Source organism: Bacillus sp. PS108, assembly GCF_037963335.1.
Taxonomy (GTDB): Bacteria; Bacillota; Bacilli; order Bacillales; family Bacillaceae; genus Bacillus; species Bacillus subtilis.
In genome coordinates, this window is record NZ_CP150155.1 from 406,224 (window position 1) to 426,840 (window position 20,617).

The 20,617-nt window shown below is 44.7% G+C and carries 22 protein-coding genes; 13 read left to right on the plus strand and 9 right to left on the minus strand.

Translation table 11 applies throughout. From position 1 onward, the window contains the following. Position 1: 1 nt before the first annotated feature. The 3 genes from tcyB to bsdA all read right to left on the minus strand — a co-directional run bounded on the left by tcyB (position 2) and on the right by bsdA (position 2,478). Positions 2 to 706 (minus strand): cystine ABC transporter permease TcyB, encoded by a 705-nt coding sequence (tcyB, locus tag NSQ16_RS02055; RefSeq protein WP_003234541.1) that lies wholly within the window; start codon positions 704 to 706, stop codon positions 2 to 4. Continuing rightward, on the minus strand, positions 693 to 1,499 hold the full coding sequence (gene tcyA / locus NSQ16_RS02060; protein WP_014475786.1) for a cystine ABC transporter substrate-binding lipoprotein TcyA: 807 nt from the start codon (positions 1,497 to 1,499) through the stop codon (positions 693 to 695). Before tcyA ends, tcyB begins: the two co-directional genes overlap by 14 nt. Before the next feature lie 115 nt (positions 1,500 to 1,614). Further along, positions 1,615 to 2,478: a transcriptional regulator BsdA gene (gene bsdA / locus NSQ16_RS02065; protein ID WP_339232542.1), complete on the minus strand. Its 864-nt coding sequence runs from the start codon at positions 2,476 to 2,478 to the stop codon at positions 1,615 to 1,617. Between the two features lie 89 nt (positions 2,479 to 2,567). On the opposite strand from bsdA, the gene NSQ16_RS02070 reads away from it, so the two are divergent. From NSQ16_RS02070 to NSQ16_RS02090, 5 genes are all read left to right on the plus strand, one after another. Then, positions 2,568 to 3,182 (plus strand): non-oxidative hydroxyarylic acid decarboxylases subunit B, encoded by a 615-nt coding sequence (locus NSQ16_RS02070; RefSeq protein WP_015715236.1) that lies wholly within the window; start codon positions 2,568 to 2,570, stop codon positions 3,180 to 3,182. Between the two features lie 2 nt (positions 3,183 to 3,184). Continuing rightward, positions 3,185 to 4,606 (plus strand): phenolic acid decarboxylase BsdC, encoded by a 1,422-nt coding sequence (gene bsdC / locus NSQ16_RS02075; RefSeq protein WP_003234529.1) that lies wholly within the window; start codon positions 3,185 to 3,187, stop codon positions 4,604 to 4,606. 16 nt (positions 4,607 to 4,622) lie between these two features. After that, entirely contained in the window at positions 4,623 to 4,850 is a 228-nt protein-coding gene (gene bsdD / locus NSQ16_RS02080; RefSeq protein WP_010886405.1) for a phenolic acid decarboxylase subunit BsdD, read from the plus strand. Beyond that, a complete protein-coding gene (locus NSQ16_RS02085) occupies positions 4,847 to 5,311 on the plus strand; it encodes a pyridoxamine 5'-phosphate oxidase family protein (protein WP_072557075.1) in 465 nt (154 codons plus the stop codon). Before bsdD ends, NSQ16_RS02085 begins: the two co-directional genes overlap by 4 nt. A 65-nt stretch (positions 5,312 to 5,376) precedes the next feature. Continuing rightward, entirely contained in the window at positions 5,377 to 6,222 is an 846-nt protein-coding gene (locus NSQ16_RS02090) for an alpha/beta hydrolase (RefSeq protein ID WP_230488161.1), read from the plus strand. A gap of 40 nt (positions 6,223 to 6,262) precedes the next feature. Here the strand turns inward: NSQ16_RS02090 and NSQ16_RS02095 are convergent, their stop codons facing one another. Further along, positions 6,263 to 7,741, minus strand: coding sequence for a peptide MFS transporter (locus NSQ16_RS02095; RefSeq protein WP_029726571.1), 1,479 nt, complete (start codon positions 7,739 to 7,741; stop codon positions 6,263 to 6,265). Between the two features lie 279 nt (positions 7,742 to 8,020). On the opposite strand from NSQ16_RS02095, the gene NSQ16_RS02100 reads away from it, so the two are divergent. Next, a complete protein-coding gene (locus NSQ16_RS02100; protein WP_160221342.1) occupies positions 8,021 to 9,775 on the plus strand; it encodes a right-handed parallel beta-helix repeat-containing protein in 1,755 nt (584 codons plus the stop codon). Positions 9,776 to 9,789: 14 nt separating this feature from the next. Here the strand turns inward: NSQ16_RS02100 and NSQ16_RS02105 are convergent, their stop codons facing one another. Continuing rightward, on the minus strand, positions 9,790 to 10,011 hold the full coding sequence (locus NSQ16_RS02105; RefSeq protein WP_015252828.1) for a hypothetical protein: 222 nt from the start codon (positions 10,009 to 10,011) through the stop codon (positions 9,790 to 9,792). Positions 10,012 to 10,136: 125 nt separating this feature from the next. Between NSQ16_RS02105 and gerKA the strand changes: the two genes are divergently transcribed. The 3 genes from gerKA to gerKB are packed head-to-tail and all read left to right on the plus strand — an operon-like array spanning position 10,137 to position 14,130. Beyond that, positions 10,137 to 11,771, plus strand: a complete 1,635-nt coding sequence (gerKA, locus tag NSQ16_RS02110; RefSeq protein ID WP_160221343.1) for a spore germination protein GerKA — start codon at positions 10,137 to 10,139, stop codon at positions 11,769 to 11,771. Beyond that, positions 11,761 to 12,984, plus strand: a complete 1,224-nt coding sequence (gene gerKC, locus NSQ16_RS02115; protein WP_160221344.1) for a spore germination protein GerKC — start codon at positions 11,761 to 11,763, stop codon at positions 12,982 to 12,984. The genes gerKA and gerKC overlap by 11 nt, the downstream gene beginning before the upstream one ends. A 24-nt stretch (positions 12,985 to 13,008) precedes the next feature. Then, complete coding sequence (gene gerKB / locus NSQ16_RS02120; protein WP_160221345.1) at positions 13,009 to 14,130, plus strand: spore germination protein GerKB; 1,122 nt, start codon at positions 13,009 to 13,011, stop codon at positions 14,128 to 14,130. Between the two features lie 104 nt (positions 14,131 to 14,234). On the opposite strand, the gene NSQ16_RS02125 is transcribed toward gerKB, so the two are convergent. Beyond that, positions 14,235 to 14,915: an ABC transporter ATP-binding protein gene (locus tag NSQ16_RS02125; RefSeq protein WP_014662766.1), complete on the minus strand. Its 681-nt coding sequence runs from the start codon at positions 14,913 to 14,915 to the stop codon at positions 14,235 to 14,237. A gap of 15 nt (positions 14,916 to 14,930) precedes the next feature. Beyond that, positions 14,931 to 16,397 carry an ABC transporter permease gene (locus tag NSQ16_RS02130; protein WP_128480738.1) on the minus strand — a complete coding sequence of 489 codons (1,467 nt, stop codon included), beginning with the start codon at positions 16,395 to 16,397 and terminating at the stop codon, positions 14,931 to 14,933. 212 nt (positions 16,398 to 16,609) lie between these two features. Between NSQ16_RS02130 and yclJ the strand changes: the two genes are divergently transcribed. From yclJ to phrC, 4 genes are all read left to right on the plus strand, one after another. Beyond that, the gene (gene yclJ, locus NSQ16_RS02135; RefSeq protein WP_015482792.1) at positions 16,610 to 17,293 is read left to right on the plus strand and encodes a two-component system response regulator YclJ; all 684 of its coding nucleotides are present in this window, start codon (positions 16,610 to 16,612) and stop codon (positions 17,291 to 17,293) included. Beyond that, positions 17,280 to 18,701: a two-component system sensor histidine kinase YclK gene (gene yclK / locus NSQ16_RS02140; RefSeq protein ID WP_230488160.1), complete on the plus strand. Its 1,422-nt coding sequence runs from the start codon at positions 17,280 to 17,282 to the stop codon at positions 18,699 to 18,701. The genes yclJ and yclK overlap by 14 nt, the downstream gene beginning before the upstream one ends. A gap of 163 nt (positions 18,702 to 18,864) precedes the next feature. Next, positions 18,865 to 20,013 carry a response regulator aspartate phosphatase RapC gene (gene rapC / locus NSQ16_RS02145; RefSeq protein ID WP_015252823.1) on the plus strand — a complete coding sequence of 383 codons (1,149 nt, stop codon included), beginning with the start codon at positions 18,865 to 18,867 and terminating at the stop codon, positions 20,011 to 20,013. After that, entirely contained in the window at positions 19,997 to 20,119 is a 123-nt protein-coding gene (gene phrC / locus NSQ16_RS02150; protein ID WP_003224994.1) for a phosphatase RapC inhibitor PhrC, read from the plus strand. Before rapC ends, phrC begins: the two co-directional genes overlap by 17 nt. Before the next feature lie 99 nt (positions 20,120 to 20,218). Here phrC and NSQ16_RS02155 read toward each other — a convergent pair whose 3' ends face one another. Next, positions 20,219 to 20,308, minus strand: a complete 90-nt coding sequence (locus tag NSQ16_RS02155) for a YjcZ family sporulation protein (protein WP_015482794.1) — start codon at positions 20,306 to 20,308, stop codon at positions 20,219 to 20,221. Between the two features lie 81 nt (positions 20,309 to 20,389). Next, entirely contained in the window at positions 20,390 to 20,503 is a 114-nt protein-coding gene (locus tag NSQ16_RS02160) for a YjcZ family sporulation protein (RefSeq protein WP_003234495.1), read from the minus strand. Positions 20,504 to 20,617: the final 114 nt, after the last annotated feature.

A 20,617-nucleotide genomic window follows, 5' to 3' on the forward strand; every position in this document is an offset into this window, starting at 1 on the left:
CTTATTTGGCCACGTAGCGGTCAAGACGCCGTTCGATGACATGCTGGACGAGTGAAAGCAGGAAGCAGATAATCCAATAAATAAAGGCTGCTTCAATATAGATCACTAAAATTTGATCAAGATTCCGCGCGCCGATTTCCTGGGCTTTTCTGAACAGCTCAGCGACCAGAATTTGAGAGGCGAGGGATGTATCTTTAATCAGGCTGATAAAGGTATTGGATAATGGCGGGATCGACACACGAAACGCCTGCGGCAAAATGACGCGGAACAGCGTTTTTTGATGTGTCATGCCAATTGTGTAGCCGGCTTCCCATTGCCCTTTCGGCACGGATAAAATAGATGCCCGGATGATTTCAGATGCATAGGCGCCGACGTTTAATGAAAAGGCGATAACTGCGCTTGGAAATGGATCTAATGTGACGTTAAAGGCCGGGAACAGATAGAAAATAATGAACAATTGAACGAGAAGAGGAGTGCCGCGTATTGCGGATACGTATACGCTGAACACCCATCTCAAAGGTCTCACTTTCGACATTCTGGCAAGCGCTGTAATCAGCGCCAGGATCATTCCAAATATAAAGGAAAGAATCGTAAGGGGAATCGTATAGTAGATTCCCCCTGAAAGTATCGGCCAGAATGACTGCTGCACCAGATCCCACGGGATCGCCGTGCCAAGCGTCAATGCCGGCAGATTATTTAGAAACATCTTCGCCGAACCATTTTTTAGAAATTTTAGAAAGAGTCCCGTCCTCTTTCATTTCTTTTAATGCTTTGTTGACTTGATCAACAACCTCGCCGCTTCCTTTACGGAACGTGAAATATGTTGACTGAGGCTCACCTGTTTCAAACGCGATTTTCACGTTTTTATTGCCAGATGTTTTTAAGTAGTTCAATACGGCAAGCTTATCGTTGTATGTCATATCGACGCGGCCTTGCTGGATCATTTGAAGGGCCTGCGCCATGCCTTCAACGCCTTCTACTTTCGCGCCGGCATTTGTAGCTAATTTGTTGTAGTTGCTTGTCAGTGATTGAGCTGACGTTTTTCCTTTTACATCTGCTTCAGACTTAATATCGTTGTTGTCTTTTTTCGTTACGACAACGGCTCTTGATGTTGTGTATTTATCTGAGAAATCATATTGATTTTCACGATCTGTTTTTCCGACTTGGTTGGCAACAACGTCAAACCGTTTGGAATTCAGGCCGGCAAACATGCTGTCCCACTGTGTTTCCTTAAAGTCGACTTTAAGCCCGAGGCGTTTTGCGACTTCTGTGATTACTTCGACATCATAGCCAGTCAGTTTATCAGTGTCTTTGTCGTGGTAAGTGAACGGCTCATATGTTCCTTCCGTTCCGACTGTGAGCACACCTTTTTTCTTAATTGAAGCCCAAAGATCGCCATCTTTGGCATTATCTTTTGACTGATTGTCATTTCCTGCTCCGCAAGCTGCAAGAGCTGCAATACTTACGACCATGAATAAAGCCAATAATGCTTTTTTCATCTTATTCCCCACTTTTCTGGTTGATTTTATTGAAATAAAAAAATAGCTTACAAATCTAAAGGATAACTTTTTTTTAGTATGAGTCAAGTAATTGGTTTTCATAAGGCAAAATCTTTTAAAATAAATCCAAAAATTGCTGTGCCGGTTTAGGCAAATAACTGTCCGTTCTCCACATGACAGCCGGTGTCATAATGAAGGGATTATTTTCGATATGAACGGTGTGAACGTGATTTCTCATATGAACGGGAATCATTGTGACGGGCAAAATAGACGCGCCGAATCCGGATGACACGAGGCTGAGCAAAGTTGCAGAGTCGTGGCATTCACAAACAATGCGCGGCTCCAGGTTCAAACGGTGAAATTCATTCATGACCTGATTATAGACGCCTTTTCCGTTGACAGGCCTCAGCAGGATCAGCGGAAATGAAGGAATGTCCTCCATCTTAATGGTGTCTCCGCACGGATATCCGGCTTCATCTGAAAGCACGAGCACACATGGAATGTCATCAAGCTGTTTGAATTGTACTGTGTCACTTTTGATCAGTGTTGTCGTGACCGCCGCATCGATTTGCCGGCTTTCCAGTAGTTCCAACAGTGTCGCGGGCCAAATATTAAAGGTGAGATGGGGGTATCTCTCTTTGATCTGTGTTACTTTTTCAAGCATCAGAGCCGCGCAATAAATCGTTGATCCCACGGCAAGTGTGCCGGCTACTTCCTCCTTCAGCTCCTGTACCTCAATGACTGCATCTTCAAACCTATGCAGAATCTCTTTTGCTCTTTTTAGAAAAACAGCTCCTTCATATGTAAGAGTCATTTGTTTTTTCTTGTTCCGGTCAAACAGGACAACACCAAGTTCGTCCTCCAGCTGTTTGAGCTGCCTGCTTAAAGGCGGCTGCGCCATGTGAAGCTTTTTGGCTGCGGACGTGATTTTCTGTTCTTGGGCAATGGTAATGAAGTATCGAAGCTGGCGAATATCCAAAAGAAAGCGCCTCCTTATCATACCTTTTAGGTATTAAATATAGATTTAATAGATATTTTTCATATGGATATATCAGGAGTATGATTGAAATGAAAGCAGAATTCAAGCGTAAAGGAGGGGGCAAAGTGAAACTCGTTGTCGGAATGACAGGGGCAACAGGGGCCATTTTCGGGGTCAGGCTGCTACAGTGGCTGAAGGCCGCCGGAGTGGAAACCCATCTCGTTGTGTCTCCTTGGGCAAACGTCACGATCAAACACGAAACAGGCTATACCTTACAAGAAGTAGAACAACTGGCCACATACACTTACTCACATAAGGATCAGGCGGCAGCCATTTCAAGCGGGTCGTTTGATACCGATGGAATGATTGTTGCGCCGTGCAGCATGAAGTCTCTCGCAAGCATTCGCACCGGAATGGCGGATAATCTGCTGACACGTGCGGCGGATGTCATGCTCAAGGAGAGAAAAAAACTCGTCCTCTTAACGAGAGAGACGCCTTTGAACCAAATTCATCTCGAAAATATGCTAGCGCTTACGAAAATGGGCACCATCATTCTTCCTCCGATGCCGGCATTTTATAATCAGCCGAGAAGCTTAGAGGAAATGGTTGACCATATTGTTTTTAGAACGTTGGACCAATTCGGCATTCGGCTTCCTGAAGCGAAGCGCTGGAATGGGATTGAAAAACAAAAAGGAGGAGCTTGATCATGGCTTATCAAGATTTCAGAGAATTTCTCGCTGCCCTTGAAAAAGAAGGACAGCTGCTTACAGTGAATGAAGAGGTAAAGCCGGAACCGGATTTAGGGGCCGCCGCACGGGCAGCCAGCAATCTTGGCGATAAAAGCCCTGCGCTCTTATTTAACAACATTTACGGCTATCATAACGCGCGAATTGCGATGAATGTCATCGGCTCTTGGCCAAACCATGCCATGATGCTGGGCATGCCGAAAGACACACCGGTAAAAGAACAGTTTTTTGAATTCGCAAAGCGTTATGACCAGTTTCCGATGCCGGTCAAACGTGAGGAAACAGCGCCATTTCATGAAAATGAAATCACAGAAGATATCAATTTGTTCGATATACTGCCTCTTTTCAGAATTAACCAGGGTGATGGAGGCTACTATTTAGACAAAGCATGTGTCATTTCCCGTGATCTTGAGGACCCTGACAACTTCGGCAAACAAAATGTCGGCATTTACAGAATGCAGGTCAAAGGAAAAGACCGTCTCGGCATTCAGCCTGTCCCGCAGCACGATATTGCAATCCATCTGCGCCAAGCTGAAGAACGCGGCATCAATCTTCCGGTCACCATTGCGCTCGGCTGTGAGCCGGTCATTACAACGGCGGCATCGACTCCGCTTCTCTATGATCAATCAGAATACGAAATGGCAGGCGCGATTCAAGGCGAACCATATCGCATCGTCAAATCAAAGCTGTCTGATCTTGATGTTCCGTGGGGCGCTGAAGTGGTGCTTGAAGGTGAGATTATTGCCGGAGAGCGCGAATATGAAGGGCCGTTCGGTGAATTCACAGGCCATTATTCCGGCGGACGCAGCATGCCGATTATCAAAATTAAACGCGTCTATCACAGAAACAATCCGATCTTTGAACATTTATACTTAGGCATGCCTTGGACAGAATGCGATTACATGATCGGCATTAACACATGCGTGCCGCTTTATCAGCAGTTAAAAGAAGCGTACCCGAACGAAATTGTGGCAGTGAACGCCATGTACACACACGGTTTAATCGCGATTGTTTCCACAAAAACCCGCTATGGCGGGTTTGCGAAAGCGGTCGGCATGCGCGCACTCACAACGCCGCACGGACTCGGCTACTGCAAAATGGTCATTGTCGTTGATGAGGATGTCGATCCATTCAACCTTCCGCAGGTCATGTGGGCGCTTTCGACCAAAATGCATCCGAAACACGATGCGGTCATCATTCCGGACTTATCTGTCCTGCCGCTTGATCCGGGATCCAATCCATCAGGAATCACTCACAAAATGATTCTCGACGCCACTACACCGGTTGCGCCGGAAACAAGAGGCCATTATTCACAGCCGCTTGATTCTCCGCTAACAACGAAAGAATGGGAACAAAAACTAATGGATTTAATGAATAAATAAGGAAAGGATGTTCGAAATGCATACATGTCCTCGTTGCGACTCAAAAAAGGGAGAAGTCATGAGCAAATCGCCTGTAGAAGGCGCATGGGAAGTTTATCAGTGCCAAACATGCTTTTTTACATGGAGATCCTGTGAACCGGAAAGCATTACGAATCCCGAAAAATACAATCCAGCGTTTAAAATTGATCCAAAGGAAACAGAAACAGCAATTGAAGTTCCGGCGGTGCCGGAACGAAAGGCTTGATCCGCGTGAACTGTATGTCAGACCGTCTCTTTGAGCTGCTTGACGGGAGCTGCCTGAATGAGAAGCAGCATGAGGCCTTCGTTCTGCAAACAGTATCAGAGGATGGCTGGCCGCATGCCGCTATGATCAGTGCAGGTGAAATCATCGCGCTGAGCCGAACTGATATCCGAATCGCTCTGTGGAAAAACACAATGACTTCGGCCAACATCCTTCGCACAGGAAAAGCACAGTTCACGGCGTGGTGGAAGGGAGCGGCCTATTATGTAAAGCTTGAATGCGCGCCTTTACCGCCTTTGAAAGATGCCGAATATGAAAGAGACCGTTTTTCCTGCCGCATCGTTTCAGTGAAGGAGGACGTTGCGAAATACGCTGATTTGACTTCTGGTGTCCGTATACAGCTTCACAGACCTGAAGAGGTGCTGGGCAGATGGGAAAAGACCCTGGAAGATTTAAAACGGTAATATCGATAGCCTGACGCCATGCGTCAGGCTTTTTTTATATAATGAAAACAAAGGGGGCGTGAGAAATGGAACGTGCGGGGATCTGTCACTCGGACGGCTTTGATTTAGCTTATCAAATTGAGGGCGAGGGCGCACCCATCCTTGTGATCGGGAGTGCGGTTTACTATCCGCGCCTTTTTTCCTCAGATATCAAACAGAAATATCAATGGGTCTTTATCGACCATAGGGGATTTGCTAAGCCTAAGCGGGAGCTTCGTGCGGAGGATTCGAGGCTTGATGCCGTCTTGGCTGATATCGAAAGGATGAGAACATTTCTTCAGCTTGAGGATGTTACTATCCTGGGACATTCCGGGCACGCTTTTATGGCTTTAGAGTATGCCAGGACATATCCCAAACAAGTTCGGAAGGTGGCGCTCTTTAATACTGCGCCTGATAACAGTGAAGAAAGACAGCGAAAAAGCGAATCATTTTTCATGGAAACAGCCAGCCTTGAGAGAAAGAAACGCTTTGAAAAAGACATCGCGAATTTGCCGCAGGACATCGACAAAGATCCTGAAAGGCGCTTTGTGCACATGTGTATTCGCGCTGAAGCGAAAAGCTTTTATCAAGAGCGGCCGCATGCAGCTGCCTTATGGGATGGCGTATTCACGAATATGCCGATCATTGATGAATTATGGGGCAATACATTTGCCCGGATTGATCTTCTTCAGCGGTTAGCTGATGTTCGTATGCCGGTGTATATCGGATTAGGGAGATATGATTATTTGGTTGCGCCCGTTGCGCTATGGGATGCAGTTGACGGTTTATATCCCCATGTGGATAAGGTTATTTTTGAAAGGAGCGGCCATCAGCCGATGCTGGAAGAACCGGAAGCCTTTTCTCAAAGCTTCAGCAAATGGCTGGATCAATAAAAAAACAGCCCGCAGATCAACATCCGCGGGCTGTTTCTGATTATAAGACCCCTTTCATCGCGCGTTTGATAACCGGCGAGAGCAGCAGGAGAATGCCGCCAAGAACGATAGAAATCAAACCGATGGTGCCGAAGTACATTGTTTCAGGAATTTTATCAAACAATCCGGCTACTTGGGCATTGATCGCTTGTGCTGCTGCGTTCGTCAGAAACCACATACTCATTGTCTGTGCAGAGAAGGCAGCTGGTGCCAGTTTCGTTGTCACGGATAAACCGACTGGAGACAGGCACAGCTCTCCAAGCACGACAAGCAGGAAGCTGAGAACGAGCCAAAGCGGGCTTACGAGTGCTTCTTTTCCTTGCATAGCAGGGAATACCATAATGATAAATGACAATCCGGCTAAAATAATTCCGATTGAGAATTTAACTGGTGTAGACGGCTGGCGTTTGCCAAGCTTCATCCAGAGCCATGCGAATATTGGCGCAAAAATGACGACAAACAATGGATTTAATGATTGGAACCATGATGACTGAAGTTCGAATCCGCCCAATGAAAGTCTTATGCGTTCATCAGCGTATACCGCAAGAATGGTCGCTCCCTGTTCCTGAATGGCCCAGAACATGACAGCACCGATAAACAAAGGAACGTAAGCGGCAAGACGGGATTTTTCTGTTTTGTCCGCTTTTTTGCTTGTAAACATGATGATGAAATAAATCACAGGAATCAAAATACCGAGAATACTTACAAGGTCGATAAAACGATTGATCGTCAGCACGCCTGTTTGTACAGAGATAATCACTGCGATCGCCACGATGATAACACCGATTCCGGTGCCAATCGCAGATTTTTTAGACAGCGGATTCGGCACATTGGAACCTGCAAGCCCGAGGTTTTTCTTTCTTGTCAAAGCAAAAACGATAAGTCCGAGAAGCATTCCGACCGCGGCAGCTCCGAAGCCGAGATGATAGTTGTACTTCTGTCCGAGTGTTCCGACAATTAACGGCGCAAGTAAACCACCGAGGTTAATCCCCATGTAGAAAATACTGAAACCTGAGTCGCGGCGCGGGTCTTCTTTCGTGTAAAGATCCCCAACCACGCTTGAAACGTTTGGTTTTAATAAGCCTGTTCCGACAATGATAAGCACCATGCTGATATAGAATGCGATCGCGCTGCCCGGATAGGCGAGTGCAATGTGGCCGAACATAATGAATATGCCGCCGTAAAACACGGTGTTTGCGGTACCGAATACCCGGTCAGCGAGCCATCCGCCAATAATGGTGGACATGTATACGAGTGATCCGTAAATCGACATAATGGCAACCGCAGTGCCCTTGTCAAAGCCGAGCCCTCCGTTTACCGTCTCTGTATACAAATAGTAAAGTAAGATTGCTCTCATTCCATAGTAAGAGAAACGCTCCCAAAATTCGGTGAAAAATAGTGTAAATAGTCCTCGCGGGTGACCAAAGAACCCTTTTTGCGGGACGCTTTTAATGATACTTTCGTTATCAATCGAAGCCATGTCAGCCAAACCCTTTCTAAAAAAAGTGTATTATAAAAATCATATTCTTATATAATACTTGTGTCAATATAATTTATACTCATTTCAAATAGTTCCATAATGGAAAAATTATAAATACCTAAAAATAGTGATTTTCTCCTAATTTTTATACTCTTTATCGTGAGATTTTCTTACACAACTATTCCTTTATATTTTTTTAATAAAATTTTAGAGAAATGTACAAGCAGATCGGGCCTTTGTGAGTAACATGATAGTAATCATAGAGAAGGAGGCTCGCAATTGGCTGAATTCATATTAAATGCAGCGGATTTCGGTGTTCCTGGAGATGGTAAAACGGATTCGACAGAACGGATTAATCAGTGCCTCAGTACAGCTGTTTCGAAAGGCTATCATACTGTCTGGTTTCCAAAGGGAACATATTTAATAGACGCAACGCTTGGCGGAGATCTTAATCAGAGGTTTCGAAACGCGGGGATCATTGTTCCCGGCAACCTTGAGATTATGATGGACCCCGAATGTATTATGAAAGTGATACCGAATAGTTCGTGGGGTTATTCCGCATTTTATGTGGGCAAGCAAGAGAATATAACCATTTCCGGGGGACAAATTATCGGCGAACGGGATGAGCATACGTATGCCTCGGCAGGGATAAGGTCAACCCATGAATGGGGCTTCGGCATATGTATTGAAGGATGCTCGAATGTTGTCATTGATGATGTGAAAATTTCCGATTTTACCGGCGATGGGATCATAGTCAGCCCAAGGGGATTAAAGACCAATCAAGATTATCGAACGTCAGAGCAAATTATCATCCGCCGCTGTGAGGTTCGGCGGTCGAGGAGAAATAACATTTCCATTACCGGATGTGACATGGTCACGGTGGAGGAATGCTTGATTGAAGATGCCGGAACGGGGAATGGAACAGCGCCGAAATTCGGAATTGACATTGAAGGATATGGCGAAGGTGATGTTGATTATGAGGAACCGATTAATGTATCAATTCGCAATAACCACTTTGTTGGAAACGTTTCAAGTTCTGTGACCAATTTTAACGGGTATGGCATTTTAATAGAAGGAAATCACTCAGACAATACAATCAGCTACGGATATGGGACGCAAACAGTGATCAAGGGCAATATTCTGAGACGCCCTGAAGACGCGGCGGCTGCGCCAAGAGTCGGGATAACCGGACTCGGTGTATCACAAGGAAAAGAGACCAGTGATGCAGTGATCGCTGGCAACCTCATTACCGGATTTTCAACTGGAATTGATGTCAGGGGAAAGAGCGTTCTTGTGACCAACAACAAAATCAGCAACTTTGAAAACACAGGGATATTGGTTTATCAGTCTTCCGATGTAAAGGTAGACGGAAACCAAATTCAAAACGGACTGTCTGAAACAAGGCGCAGCATCGGTCTTCGCGCAGTGCTGTCAGATGACATCGCATTTCTGAATAACTGTCTCATTCAAGTCGTTGACGGTGTGAACGTTTCCGGCGGAAATATGATCATTAAAGATAATCTCCTGAGAAAATTCAGCCGGGGCATTTGGATTGCTCAAGGGAACGCGGTGATTGAAGGGAATATACTGAATCCTGACGCGTTTGAAGCAGTGCCGGAATCATATTCTGTTTCCGTCACAAACAATGCCGGCGCCATCATCAAAAACAATACATTTAAAGAGTTCAAAAATTACCCCATTTATTGCTCCACAAGTGCGAAAACCTCAATTATCAGCAACCACTTAGAGAGATCTCCGCTTTTGGTCACCATCTATATCAGCGCCGGTGTGCATGAGATTTTTGATAATACCATTTCAGTCAACAGAACAGCCGGGAATCCGATTGTGATTTATGTCAATGGCTCTGCAGGCTCTATCATCTCAGGAAACACCATCCATAACCTCTCCGCGGGCACTGCGACAGCAATTCAAACAAACACGTCAACCAATTCCAAAATCATCGGCAACCGCATTTTTAAAGGGACCATCAACAAACACAGCAGTGATACAATAGACGGCAATATGATCGTCTGAAAAAAGAGCCCCCTCTAGGGGTTCTTTTTTTTCGATTTATAGATCACGTACATTTCTCTTACAAGTACTAACACAAAAAATAAAATCACGACCCATTCCGCAAATGTTGTCATCTTAAAGCTGGACATATTGTTATAAACGGCTTTTGTTAAACTGAACCCTTGAAGCATGTCCATCAATACAGAAATAGCTAATAAACAAATTAATATGACTCCGGTCACGCCCAATATCTTCATGCTTCATCATCCTCCGCTTTTAGTGTCTATCGTTGGCGGAGAAGTTATACCGCATCTAACCCTAATGCATAATCTCAATTTTAAAAGGAAGAATATGAGAAAACGACAAGGAAAGGTATTTGTGTATGCCTTTATTTTCTAAGCGAAAGAACAATACCGATTCAAAAGACAAGCAGAATACAGACGAAAGGAACCAGGAACAGCAGCAAGAAAAAGAAAGGCCGGTTCTCATTTCTCCAAGTTTGGCAAAGAATATAGCGGAAACGAAAAAGGAAGTCGGAAGCAGCTCTGACGTCATCATTCGCGAGATTAAAATCGGGGAGCAGGATCATGTCCACCTAGCTGTTATCTATATTGCTGGGCTGGTCGATAATAACACGATCCATGAGTCGTTAATTGACCCATTGGTACAGGATGAGTCTATCCAGAATACTCATGCGATCCAGCAAATTCTTGAAAAAACGCTCCCGCTGGGCGGGGTGAAAGCGGAAAAGAGCTGGGACAAGCTTTTTTCCGAGTTAATGCTCGGCAATGCGCTCATTTTTGCTGATGGCCATGATGAAGCTTTGATTTGCAGCACTCAAGGGGGAGAGCAGCGCTCCATCCAAGAGCCGAGCACCCAGGTGTCATTCCGCGGCCCGCGCCAAGGGTTTACAGAGTCTCTGCAAACCAATATTTCCATGATCCGGCGATACATTAAAAATCCGAATTTATGGGTTGAAAAAATGAAAAAAGGTTCTGTTACGAATACGGATATCGCTCTCATGTACATTCAAGGAATATGCGATGAAAAGGTGCTGAAAGAAGTGAAGCAGCGCCTGGAAAAAATAGATATTGACAGTATTTTGGAATCTGGATATATTGAGCAGCTGATTGAAGATGAAACCTTTACGACGTTTCCGACTATGTATCATACAGAACGCCCTGATGTTGTAGCGGGTAATCTGTTAGAAGGAAGATTCGCGATTATTGTGGACGGAACACCGTTTGTGCTTATTGCCCCGGCCTTATTTGTCCAGTTTTTTCAGTCTGTTGAGGATTATTATTCGCGTTTTGACATTGCGACAAGCATAAGAATTCTTCGTGTTTTAGTCTTTTTCATTTCGCTTGTGGCTCCGGCTGTATACGTGGCAGCCACGACGTTTCATCAAGAAATGATACCGACTCAGCTGTTAGTGGTCATTGCGGCCCAGCGGGAAATTGTCCCGTTTCCGGCTGTTGTGGAGGCGCTGACGATGGAGGTTGCTTTTGAGATTCTGAGGGAAGCGGGAGTCAGGCTGCCCCGGGTTGTCGGCTCGGCAGTGTCAATCGTTGGCGCGCTCGTAATCGGCCAGGCTGCCGTACAGGCTGGTATCGTCTCTCCGGCAATGGTGATTATCGTGGCACTCACCGCGATTGCGAGCTTCGCAACACCGGCGTTTGCAATGGCGATTTCAGCCCGGCTTATTCGATTTATTTTTATTATTGCCTCAGCTGTTATGGGTTTTTACGGGCTGATTTTAGGGATCATTATGATGTTTGTCCACTTATGCAGTCTTCGTTCATTCGGCGTTCCATATATGTCGCCGCTTGCACCCTTTTCTTCACAAGGCGTAAAGGACGCGCTTTTTCGGGTTCCGTGGTGGGCCGATGAAAAAAGGCCGGAATCGGTCAGTAAGGAAGATAAGGTGCGGCAGGGACAAGATCAACGCCCAGAGCCAGCCGCTTCACGAGGAATGGTGAACAAAGATTTGGAAGAAGGGGATCAGAATGGTACGTAAATGTCTATTAGCCGTTCTCATACTTTTGAGCGTCATTGTGCTGCCCGGCTGCTGGGATAAGAGGGAGCTGACGGATCTTGCGATTATCTCGGCGATTGGCATCGATCGGACAAACGACAGCAACTACGTGCTGCATCTTCAAATTATCAATCCAGGAAATGTTGCCGGCGGCCTTCAGGGAGGCGGTGCTGGAGACAGGCCGCCTGTATCTGTCTATTCGATTGAAGGTAACAATATAACGGAAGCACTCAGAAAAGCCTCCATGAAGGTATCACGGCGGCTTTATTTTGCCCATACCAATCTAGTCGTGATCAATGAAAAGCTGGCAAAAGAAGAAGGTTTGGATTTTGTATTAGATAATCTTGACCGGGACACAGAATTCAGGACAACAGCAACATTCGTCGTTGCCCATAAAACAAAAGCAGAAAATATTGTGAAAATCTTGACGCCGATTGATAAAATTCCGTCAAATAAAGTCAATAAAACACTCGATTTCACGGAGGCACAATACGGGCGGGTGGTCAAAATCAATATTCAGGACGTTTTGAAAACACTTGCCGCCAACACTATGGCACCGGTCATCCCCGGATATATGATGATTGGTGACGATAAAAAAGGAGTCAGCATGGAAAACACGCAGGCGACTGACCCGAAAGCCATTCTTCAGGCAGATGGTTTGGCGGTTTTTGATAAGGCAGGATATTTAAAGTATTGGCTGGAAGATGATGAAAGCGTGGGGGCAGTCTGGCTTATGAATAAGATCCAGCATACGTTTATTAATGCTGACTGGGGCAAGACGAAGGATGCGGTCAGTTTGCAGGTTACCCATCAAGATACAAAGCTGGTACCGAAAATGCGGAACGGACGTCCGTACATCCATGTGAAAGTGTCGGTTGAAGGAATTATAGATGCTGTCAAATACCCTTTCCAATTGTCTGATCCCAAGGTGCTGGCCGCTATTGAAAAAGCGCTCAACAAAGAGCTTGAAAAGGAAATCAGCCATACTGTGAAAAAGATTAAGAAGAATAAAATAGATTTTATCGGTTTTGGTGACACGATATATAGAAAGTATCCGGAGCAGTGGGAGAAAATGAAGGACACTTGGGACAAAGAATATTTGCCGGAACTGCCCATCGATGTGAAGGCCGAGACGTATATCAGAAGGACGGGATTGCGGAACAATCCGATCAAACACCAGTTTAAAGATGATTAGGTCTGAAGAAAGGGGAAGTGACAGATGGAAAAAGCCAGAATAAGCATAAGGCAGCTGTTTGTCATGATTATCATTTTTGAACTGGGCAGCTCCTTATTGATTACACCGGGATCAATGGCGGGCAGGGATGCTTGGATAGCAGTTTTATTAGGCTGTGCGATCGGACTGTTTCTTTTCTATTTGTATCAAGGCATTTATCAATGTTATCCGAATTCTTCTCCGAAAGAATATATGGATGATATGCTGGGAACCAAGCTGAGCTGGCTGTTTTCATTTCTCTATATCTTGTACTTTGCCTATATTGCCGCAAGGGTGCTGCGTGACTTTGGAGAAATGCTGCTGACGTTTGCTTATCATGATACACCTATCATTATTGTAAATGCTTTATTAATGGTAGTAAGCATATATGCCGTAAGAAAAGGAATTGAAGTACTCGCACGCGCGGCCGAACTTCTTTTCGGGGCCATGTATTTACTGGGCGCGATCGGCCTCGTGCTGATTATTGTCTCGGGGACTATAGACCCACACAATTTAAAGCCGGTTTTGGCAAACGGTATCTCTCCTATCCTTCACTCTGTTTTCACGCAGACCATGTACGTCCCATTTGGTGAAATTGTTTTATTTGTGATGATTTTCCCTAACCTGAATGACAGAAAAGATGTGAAAAAAATGGGGATGATCGCCATGGCTATTAGCGGATTGGTTGTGGCGCTCACCGTGGCGATTAATATCAGCGTGCTTGATGTTGATCTTACACTCAGATCCCAGTTTCCGCTTTTAAGCACGATCCAGACAATCAAGGTCGAAGAATTTTTAGACCGACTCGATGTCTTTTTTATGCTGGCGCTGATCATCGGCGGCTTCTTTAAGGTCAGCCTCTACTTATATGCCACTGTGGTTGGGACATCTACGCTCTTTAAGGAAAAGAATCCCTCCCAATTGGCTTATCCGATGGGATTGGGCATCTTAATCCTTTCTATAACGATCGCGACTAACTTTTCAGAGCACTTGAACGAAGGCCTGAACGTGGTGCCGCTGTATATTCATTTGCCTTTTCAATTATTGTTTCCGCTCTTTCTGTTTATTGTGGCTGTTTGGAAAAAGAAACGAAGAGAGAAGTCAAAAGGGGAGGAAGCAAAAAAATGATAAAAAGAGCGGGGGGATGCGGCCGCCGCTCTTTTTATGTTCACTTCTATATAAAAGGGGGATATAGGGTGCGCCCCTGTCTGCACTGGCAGAGGCGCGTTTTGTTATACGACTGCGACGTTTTCCTTCACAGTAAAGCTTCCTCTTGAAAGTCTGATATTGATGTCTGACACTTTAGCAATTTGTTCATCGTGCGTCACCATAATGACGCATTTATCTTCCTTGTGCGCCAGATCCTGAAAGAGCCGTACGATCTCTTTTGATGTGTCCTCATCAAGGTTTCCGGTCGGTTCATCGGCTACGATAAGATCCGTGTCACAGCAGAAAGCCCTTGTAATTGATACCCGCTGCTGCTGTCCGCCGCTCAGTGTGAGCACTTTTTGCCGGGCTTGTTTTTCGTTGATGCCAACCTTCTGCAGCATGTCAAGCGCATATGATTCTTTGTTCTTTTCTTTAGAACCTGTGATTTCCATAGCGGTTGTGACGTTCTGCAAAGCCGTCATATACGGGAGCAGGTTGTACGCCTGAAAGACGATTGATACATATTGATTTCTGAAATTGGTTAAGCCGATTTTAGAAACTGCTTTTCCGTCGTAAAGGATGTTTCCTTCTTTTGGTGCGTCAAGTCCGCCTGCCAGAGACAGGAAAGTGGTTTTCCCCGTCCCTGATGTGCCGACGATTGTGTAGAATTTTCCTTTTTGAAAGCTGATGTTAATATCCTGAAACAATGGCTGGCTTTTGTCTTTATACCAGTAGCCGACTTGCTGAAATTCTAATAAGCTCATAGGTTCCGCCTCTTTCTATTCCTGTTTTGTCAATATCGTTTTCGGATGAAGCCGCAGTACTGAAATTGACGGCAGCAATGTTGCAATGATTGCGATTAGGATGCCGATCCCGCCCAGAATAAGCATGTCGTTCATAGAAACCGCGACGTTCAGTGAATCGATAACGTCCACGTTTGATGAACTGTGGCCGAACATTCCGCCGCCCATGCCGCCACCGCCGCCGGGTATTTGTCCGCTTGCGGTTTGCGTTGAATCGGTTGATGAACTGATTTGCTGGGATAAAAGCTGATTTCCAAGCTGATTCGCGACGAGATTTCCCGTCACAGATGCAAGGCCGATAGCGATAACGGCCACAATCAGAATCTCAGTCAAGAACTGTCCAATCAATTTCCATCGTTTTTCACCGATGGCCATTAACACGCCCATTTCGTATTTGCGCTCCCTGATTGACATCATGACAATCAGGCCAAGAATGACGGCGCCTGCCACTGATACAAGATACACGACGTTTTTAGAGAAAGAAGCCACATTTTCAATCGGTCCGACCATTTGCTGGTAAAGCTGATCGTTTGTATTCAGTGTGTACGTATCAAAGTCAATTGATGTTTTCTTCGCTGCTTTTACGAAAGCATCCATATTTTTCGCGTCGTCCATATAGTAAACAGCTGAGTCAATCGTATTTTTATAGTCGTCGCCTTTCAGCGCCGCTGTTGCTGTGTAAGGCGTATAAAGCTTGTTATAAGGATTTAAGAAAGAGAAATTTTGGGCTTGGTCATCACCTGAAGATGTTGTTTTATAAATACCGACGATCTTCAGTTTTACTGTTGTATCCTCATCCGTTGCTGATTCAATTGTGATCGAATCGCCAACGCTTAAATCATTTTCTTCCGCTAATGTTTCGTTGATCACTGTTACTTTTTTGCCGACATCTGATTTTGTAATCGCGCGTCCGTCTGTGATTTTTGAATCCCCGTCAGAGAAATCATCAACTAATGCTGTGCTGATGACACCTTCAATAGAAAGATCGGCTTGAACCATTTGCGGTCCGCCTTGTCCGCCACCTTGGCTGTTTTTAGCGTTTGAGCTTGAACTGCTGGAGCTGGAATCACTTGAACTAGAACTTGAGCTTTCAATCGCATCAAAGTTTCCCGCGTTGGCTGAAGCTGATGTGGTGTAATTGTAGCTCTTCACATGATCAAGCGCTGCAAGCTTATTCGCATCAGACACTTTGATCGGTGTTGATTCGAAGCTGCGCTTTTCACCGCTGTCCTGCTGTTTTTCCATTTGCTTTTGGCGGTCAACCTGAAGTGTCACGCTTCCGCCGAGTTCCTGTCTGGCCAGTTCGCTTGACTTTTGTGCTGCCGACTGGATGGTGAGGCCTGATAGAACAAAGACACATATGACTGTAAACACAAATAATTGCAATAACGTTTTTCCCTTTTTAGCCTTCATATTCCAAAAGGCCCGTTTGATAAAGTTCATTTATGTTCCTCCGTATAGGTACTTTGATTGATAAGGCCGCCTCTGGGGCGGGCTTGCTTGTTGATAAATTAATAGTAGTCCAAAGGTATGAAAAAAATATGAACAATCTATTTCTAGTTGATGAAATAAAAACTAACAATTGTGAAACGCAAAACCTTCTGTTTAAAATGGTGCTATTATATAAAAAAGCATCAAAACAATCGGAGGATATAATGAAAATATTAATGATAGAAGATAATGTTAGTGTATGTACGATGACGGAGATGTTCTTTTTTAAAGAAGGTTTTGAAGCGGAATTCGTTCATGACGGGTTAGAAGGGTACCAGCGTTTTACGGAAGAAAATTGGGATCTGATCATTTTGGATATCATGCTTCCATCTATGGACGGCGTGACCATCTGCAGAAAAATAAGAGAGACAAGCACGGTGCCGATTATCATGCTGACTGCCAAAGACACTGAATCAGATCAGGTCATCGGATTTGAGATGGGGGCGGACGATTATGTCACAAAGCCGTTCAGCCCGCTGACATTGGTTGCCCGCATCAAAGCCGTCATCAGAAGATACAAGGCGACAGGCAAAGCAGTTATTGATGAAGATATGATCGAATCAGAATGCTTTACCATTAATAAGAAGACGAGAGAAGTATTATTAAACGGAGAGCCTGTAGAAAATCTCACGCCGAAGGAATTCGATCTGCTTTATTACCTTGTCCAAAATCCGCGGCAGGTGTTCTCCAGAGAACAGCTGCTTGAGCAGGTATGGGGCTATCAGTTTTATGGAGATGAGCGGACGGTTGACGTTCATATCAAACGGCTGCGGAAAAAGCTTGCCAGCGAGGACAAGCCTTTCCTGTATACTGTGTGGGGAGTAGGGTATAAATTTGATGAAGATTAAATATTTATATCAGCTGCTGCTAAGCCATATCAGCATTTTGATTTTAGCGTTTGTCATTATCATTTCTCTGTTTTCCCACTTTGTGAAGGAATTTGCCTATCAGAACAAAGTAGAGGAATTGACGTCATATGCGGTGCAGATTGCAAATGAATTCCAAGCCGGCCAGGTGGACATGCGCAGGCTCTATCCTTATCAGGACATGTTAAGCACAAGAAAGACGCAGTTTATCATCTTTAATGAAGAGCAGCAGCCCTATTTTCTTCCTGAAGGCTTTCATCACCCACCAAGGGAACAGCTGAAGAAGTCAGAATGGAATAAGCTAAAAAAAGGGCAGACTGTCATGATCAGGGCAGATGGCCGTTTTGATGATGAAGTGTCCCTTGTGGCGCAGCCTATATTTGTTCAGAACGAATTTAAAGGCGCTGTTCTGCTGATTTCTCCGATCAGCGGTGTTGAACAGATGGTCAATCAGGTCAACCTCTATATGTTTTACGCTGTGATCAGCACGCTTGTGATTACGATTCTCGTGAGTTGGCTTCTGTCCAAATTCCATGTCAAGCGGATTCAAAAGCTGAGAGAAGCGACAGATAAAGTGGCTTCCGGCGATTATGACATCCATTTGGAAAACAGCTACGGGGACGAAATCGGCGTACTGGCGTCTGACTTTAATATCATGGCGAAAAAACTAAAGCAGTCAAGGGATGAAATCGATCGCCTTGAGAAGCGGAGAAGGCAGTTTATCGCTGATGTGTCACATGAATTAAAAACACCGCTGACGACGATCAACGGTTTGGTTGAAGGGCTGAACAGCCATACGATTCCTGAGGATAAGAAGGATAAATGCTTCTCGCTGATCAGTGAGGAAACGAAGCGCATGCTGCGGCTCGTAAAAGAAAATCTGGATTATGAAAAAATCAGATCCCAGCAAATTACCTTGAACAAGCTAGACGTTCCTCTGATCGAGGTGTTTGAAATCGTGAAAGAGCACTTGCAGCAGCAGGCGGAAGAAAAACAAAACAAGCTGATGATCCAGGTAGAGGATCACGTCATCGTACATGCCGATTATGACCGGTTCATTCAAATTCTCGTCAACATTACGAAAAACAGCATCCAATTTACGCAAAACGGTGACATTTGGCTGCGCGGAATGGAAGGTTATAAAGAGACGATTATTGAAATTGAAGACACGGGTATCGGCATTCCAAAAGAGGATATTGAGCATATTTGGGAGCGATTCTATAAAGCAGATATTTCAAGAACGAACACGGCATACGGTGAATACGGACTCGGTCTCTCGATCGTCAAGCAGCTTGTTGAAATGCACCAGGGCACAGTAGAAATCAAGAGTGAAGAAGGGAAAGGCACAAAGTTCATCATCCGCCTTCCTTTAACGGCAAAACAGCAATAGCATACAGGGCGGCGGCATCATCTGATGGAGCCGCCTTTTTTGCACACCGCTTCGGTTTATTGCGTGCTCCCGAAAACAAAGATTGCGTGTTTTTCGGGTTGGGACGGTCTATAAACATGATAAAATATGACATAAACAGTTTTTGATGGGAGAGGGTGAAGGAATGAAGAGCGGGGTAATTCCTTCTTCAGCGGTCGGTCAAAAAATTAACGAGTGGTACAGATATATCCGGACATTCAGCGTGCCGGATGCCGAAGTGTTAAAAGCTGAAATCCAGCAGGAACTGAAACACATGCAGCATGATTCCAACTTGCTGCTTTATTATTCACTAATGGAATTCCGGCACCAGCTTATGCTGGATTATCTTGAGCCGTTAGAGAAATTAAATATTGAAGACCAGCCAAGCCTGTCTGAATTATCAAGAAACATTGACAGCAACCAGGCAGATCTCAAAGGGCTGCTCGACTATTACGTGAATTTTTTCCGCGGGATGTATGAGTTTGATAAGCGGGAATTTATTTCTGCCATCACATACTATAAACAGGCGGAGAAAAAGCTCTCCTTTGTCGCAGACCATATTGAACGGGCTGAATTCTATTTTAAAATCGCGGAAGCTTATTATTATATGAAGCAAACGTATTTTTCATTGATTAATATAAAAAACGCCTATGAAATTTACGTGGAGCAGGAAACCTATAATGTGAGAATCATTCAATGCCATTTCGTGTTCGGGGTCAACCTGATGGATGAAAGAAATTTCGAACAAGCCGCACGCCATTTCAAATTGGCGCTCAATATGGCCCAAGCGGAACAAAAAGCCCAGCTGGTCGGAAGAGCATACTACAATCTCGGATTATGCTATTACAATCAAGACCTTCTAGACCCTGCCATTGATTACTTTGAAAAAGCGGTCTCCACTTTTGAAAGCAGCAGGATCGTCAATTCTCTCCCGCAAGCCTATTTTTTAATCACCCTGATTTATTATAAACGGGGAAAACATGATAAAGCTTCGGAATATCACAAGCGGGGCTATGAATATGCTAAAGAAACAGACGATGCAGACTATGCCGTAAAATTCGAGTTTTTGCAATCCCTATATCAGGATCAGCCCAATGAAGAAGGAATCGAACGATGTTTCCAATACTTAAAAAATAAAAATATGTACGCTGATATAGAGGATTTAGCCCTAGAAGTAGCAAAATATTACTATGAACAGAAATGGTTTAAACTGTCTGCTTCCTACTTTCTACAAGTTGAAGAGGCAAGAAAACAAATACAAAGGAGTGAAGGTTTGTATGAAATTGAAATCTAAGTTGTTTGTTATTTGTTTGGCCGCAGCCGCGATTTTTACAGCGGCTGGCGTTTCTGCTAATGCGGAAGCACTCGACTTTCATGTGACAGAAAGAGGAATGACGTAAGAACAAGCCCCTTCTCATTAGCGAGGAGGGGTTTTTCTTTTCAAAAAAACACCGCAAGACATAGTCTTGCGGTGCCGCCTTCATGGAGATTACGTTTATTTAGTAGCCTCCTACAAATGCAGTTCCCACAATGATCAAGAGGATAAATAACACAACAATCAAAGCGAAAGAAGTTCCGTAACCTGACATTTTGTGCACCTCCTTGCGAGATTGCTTCAGCAAATGCTGCAAAACTGTGGCGGACAGGGTCCCGCAGAGACGGTCAGCAGCTTAGAAGCCGCCAACAAACGCAGTCCCTACGATAATTAATAGAATAAACAATACAACGATTAAAGCGAAAGAACTGATGCCGCCGTAACCGCCGCCGTTAGAGTATCCTGACATAAGGTTTCACCTCCCTATGAAGGATACTATAAGATATGCTGAACCGATCCATTTGGCAGGGATAATAGTGGACAAGAGAAAAAATGAAGAATTCGGCTATATGAAGGTGATATA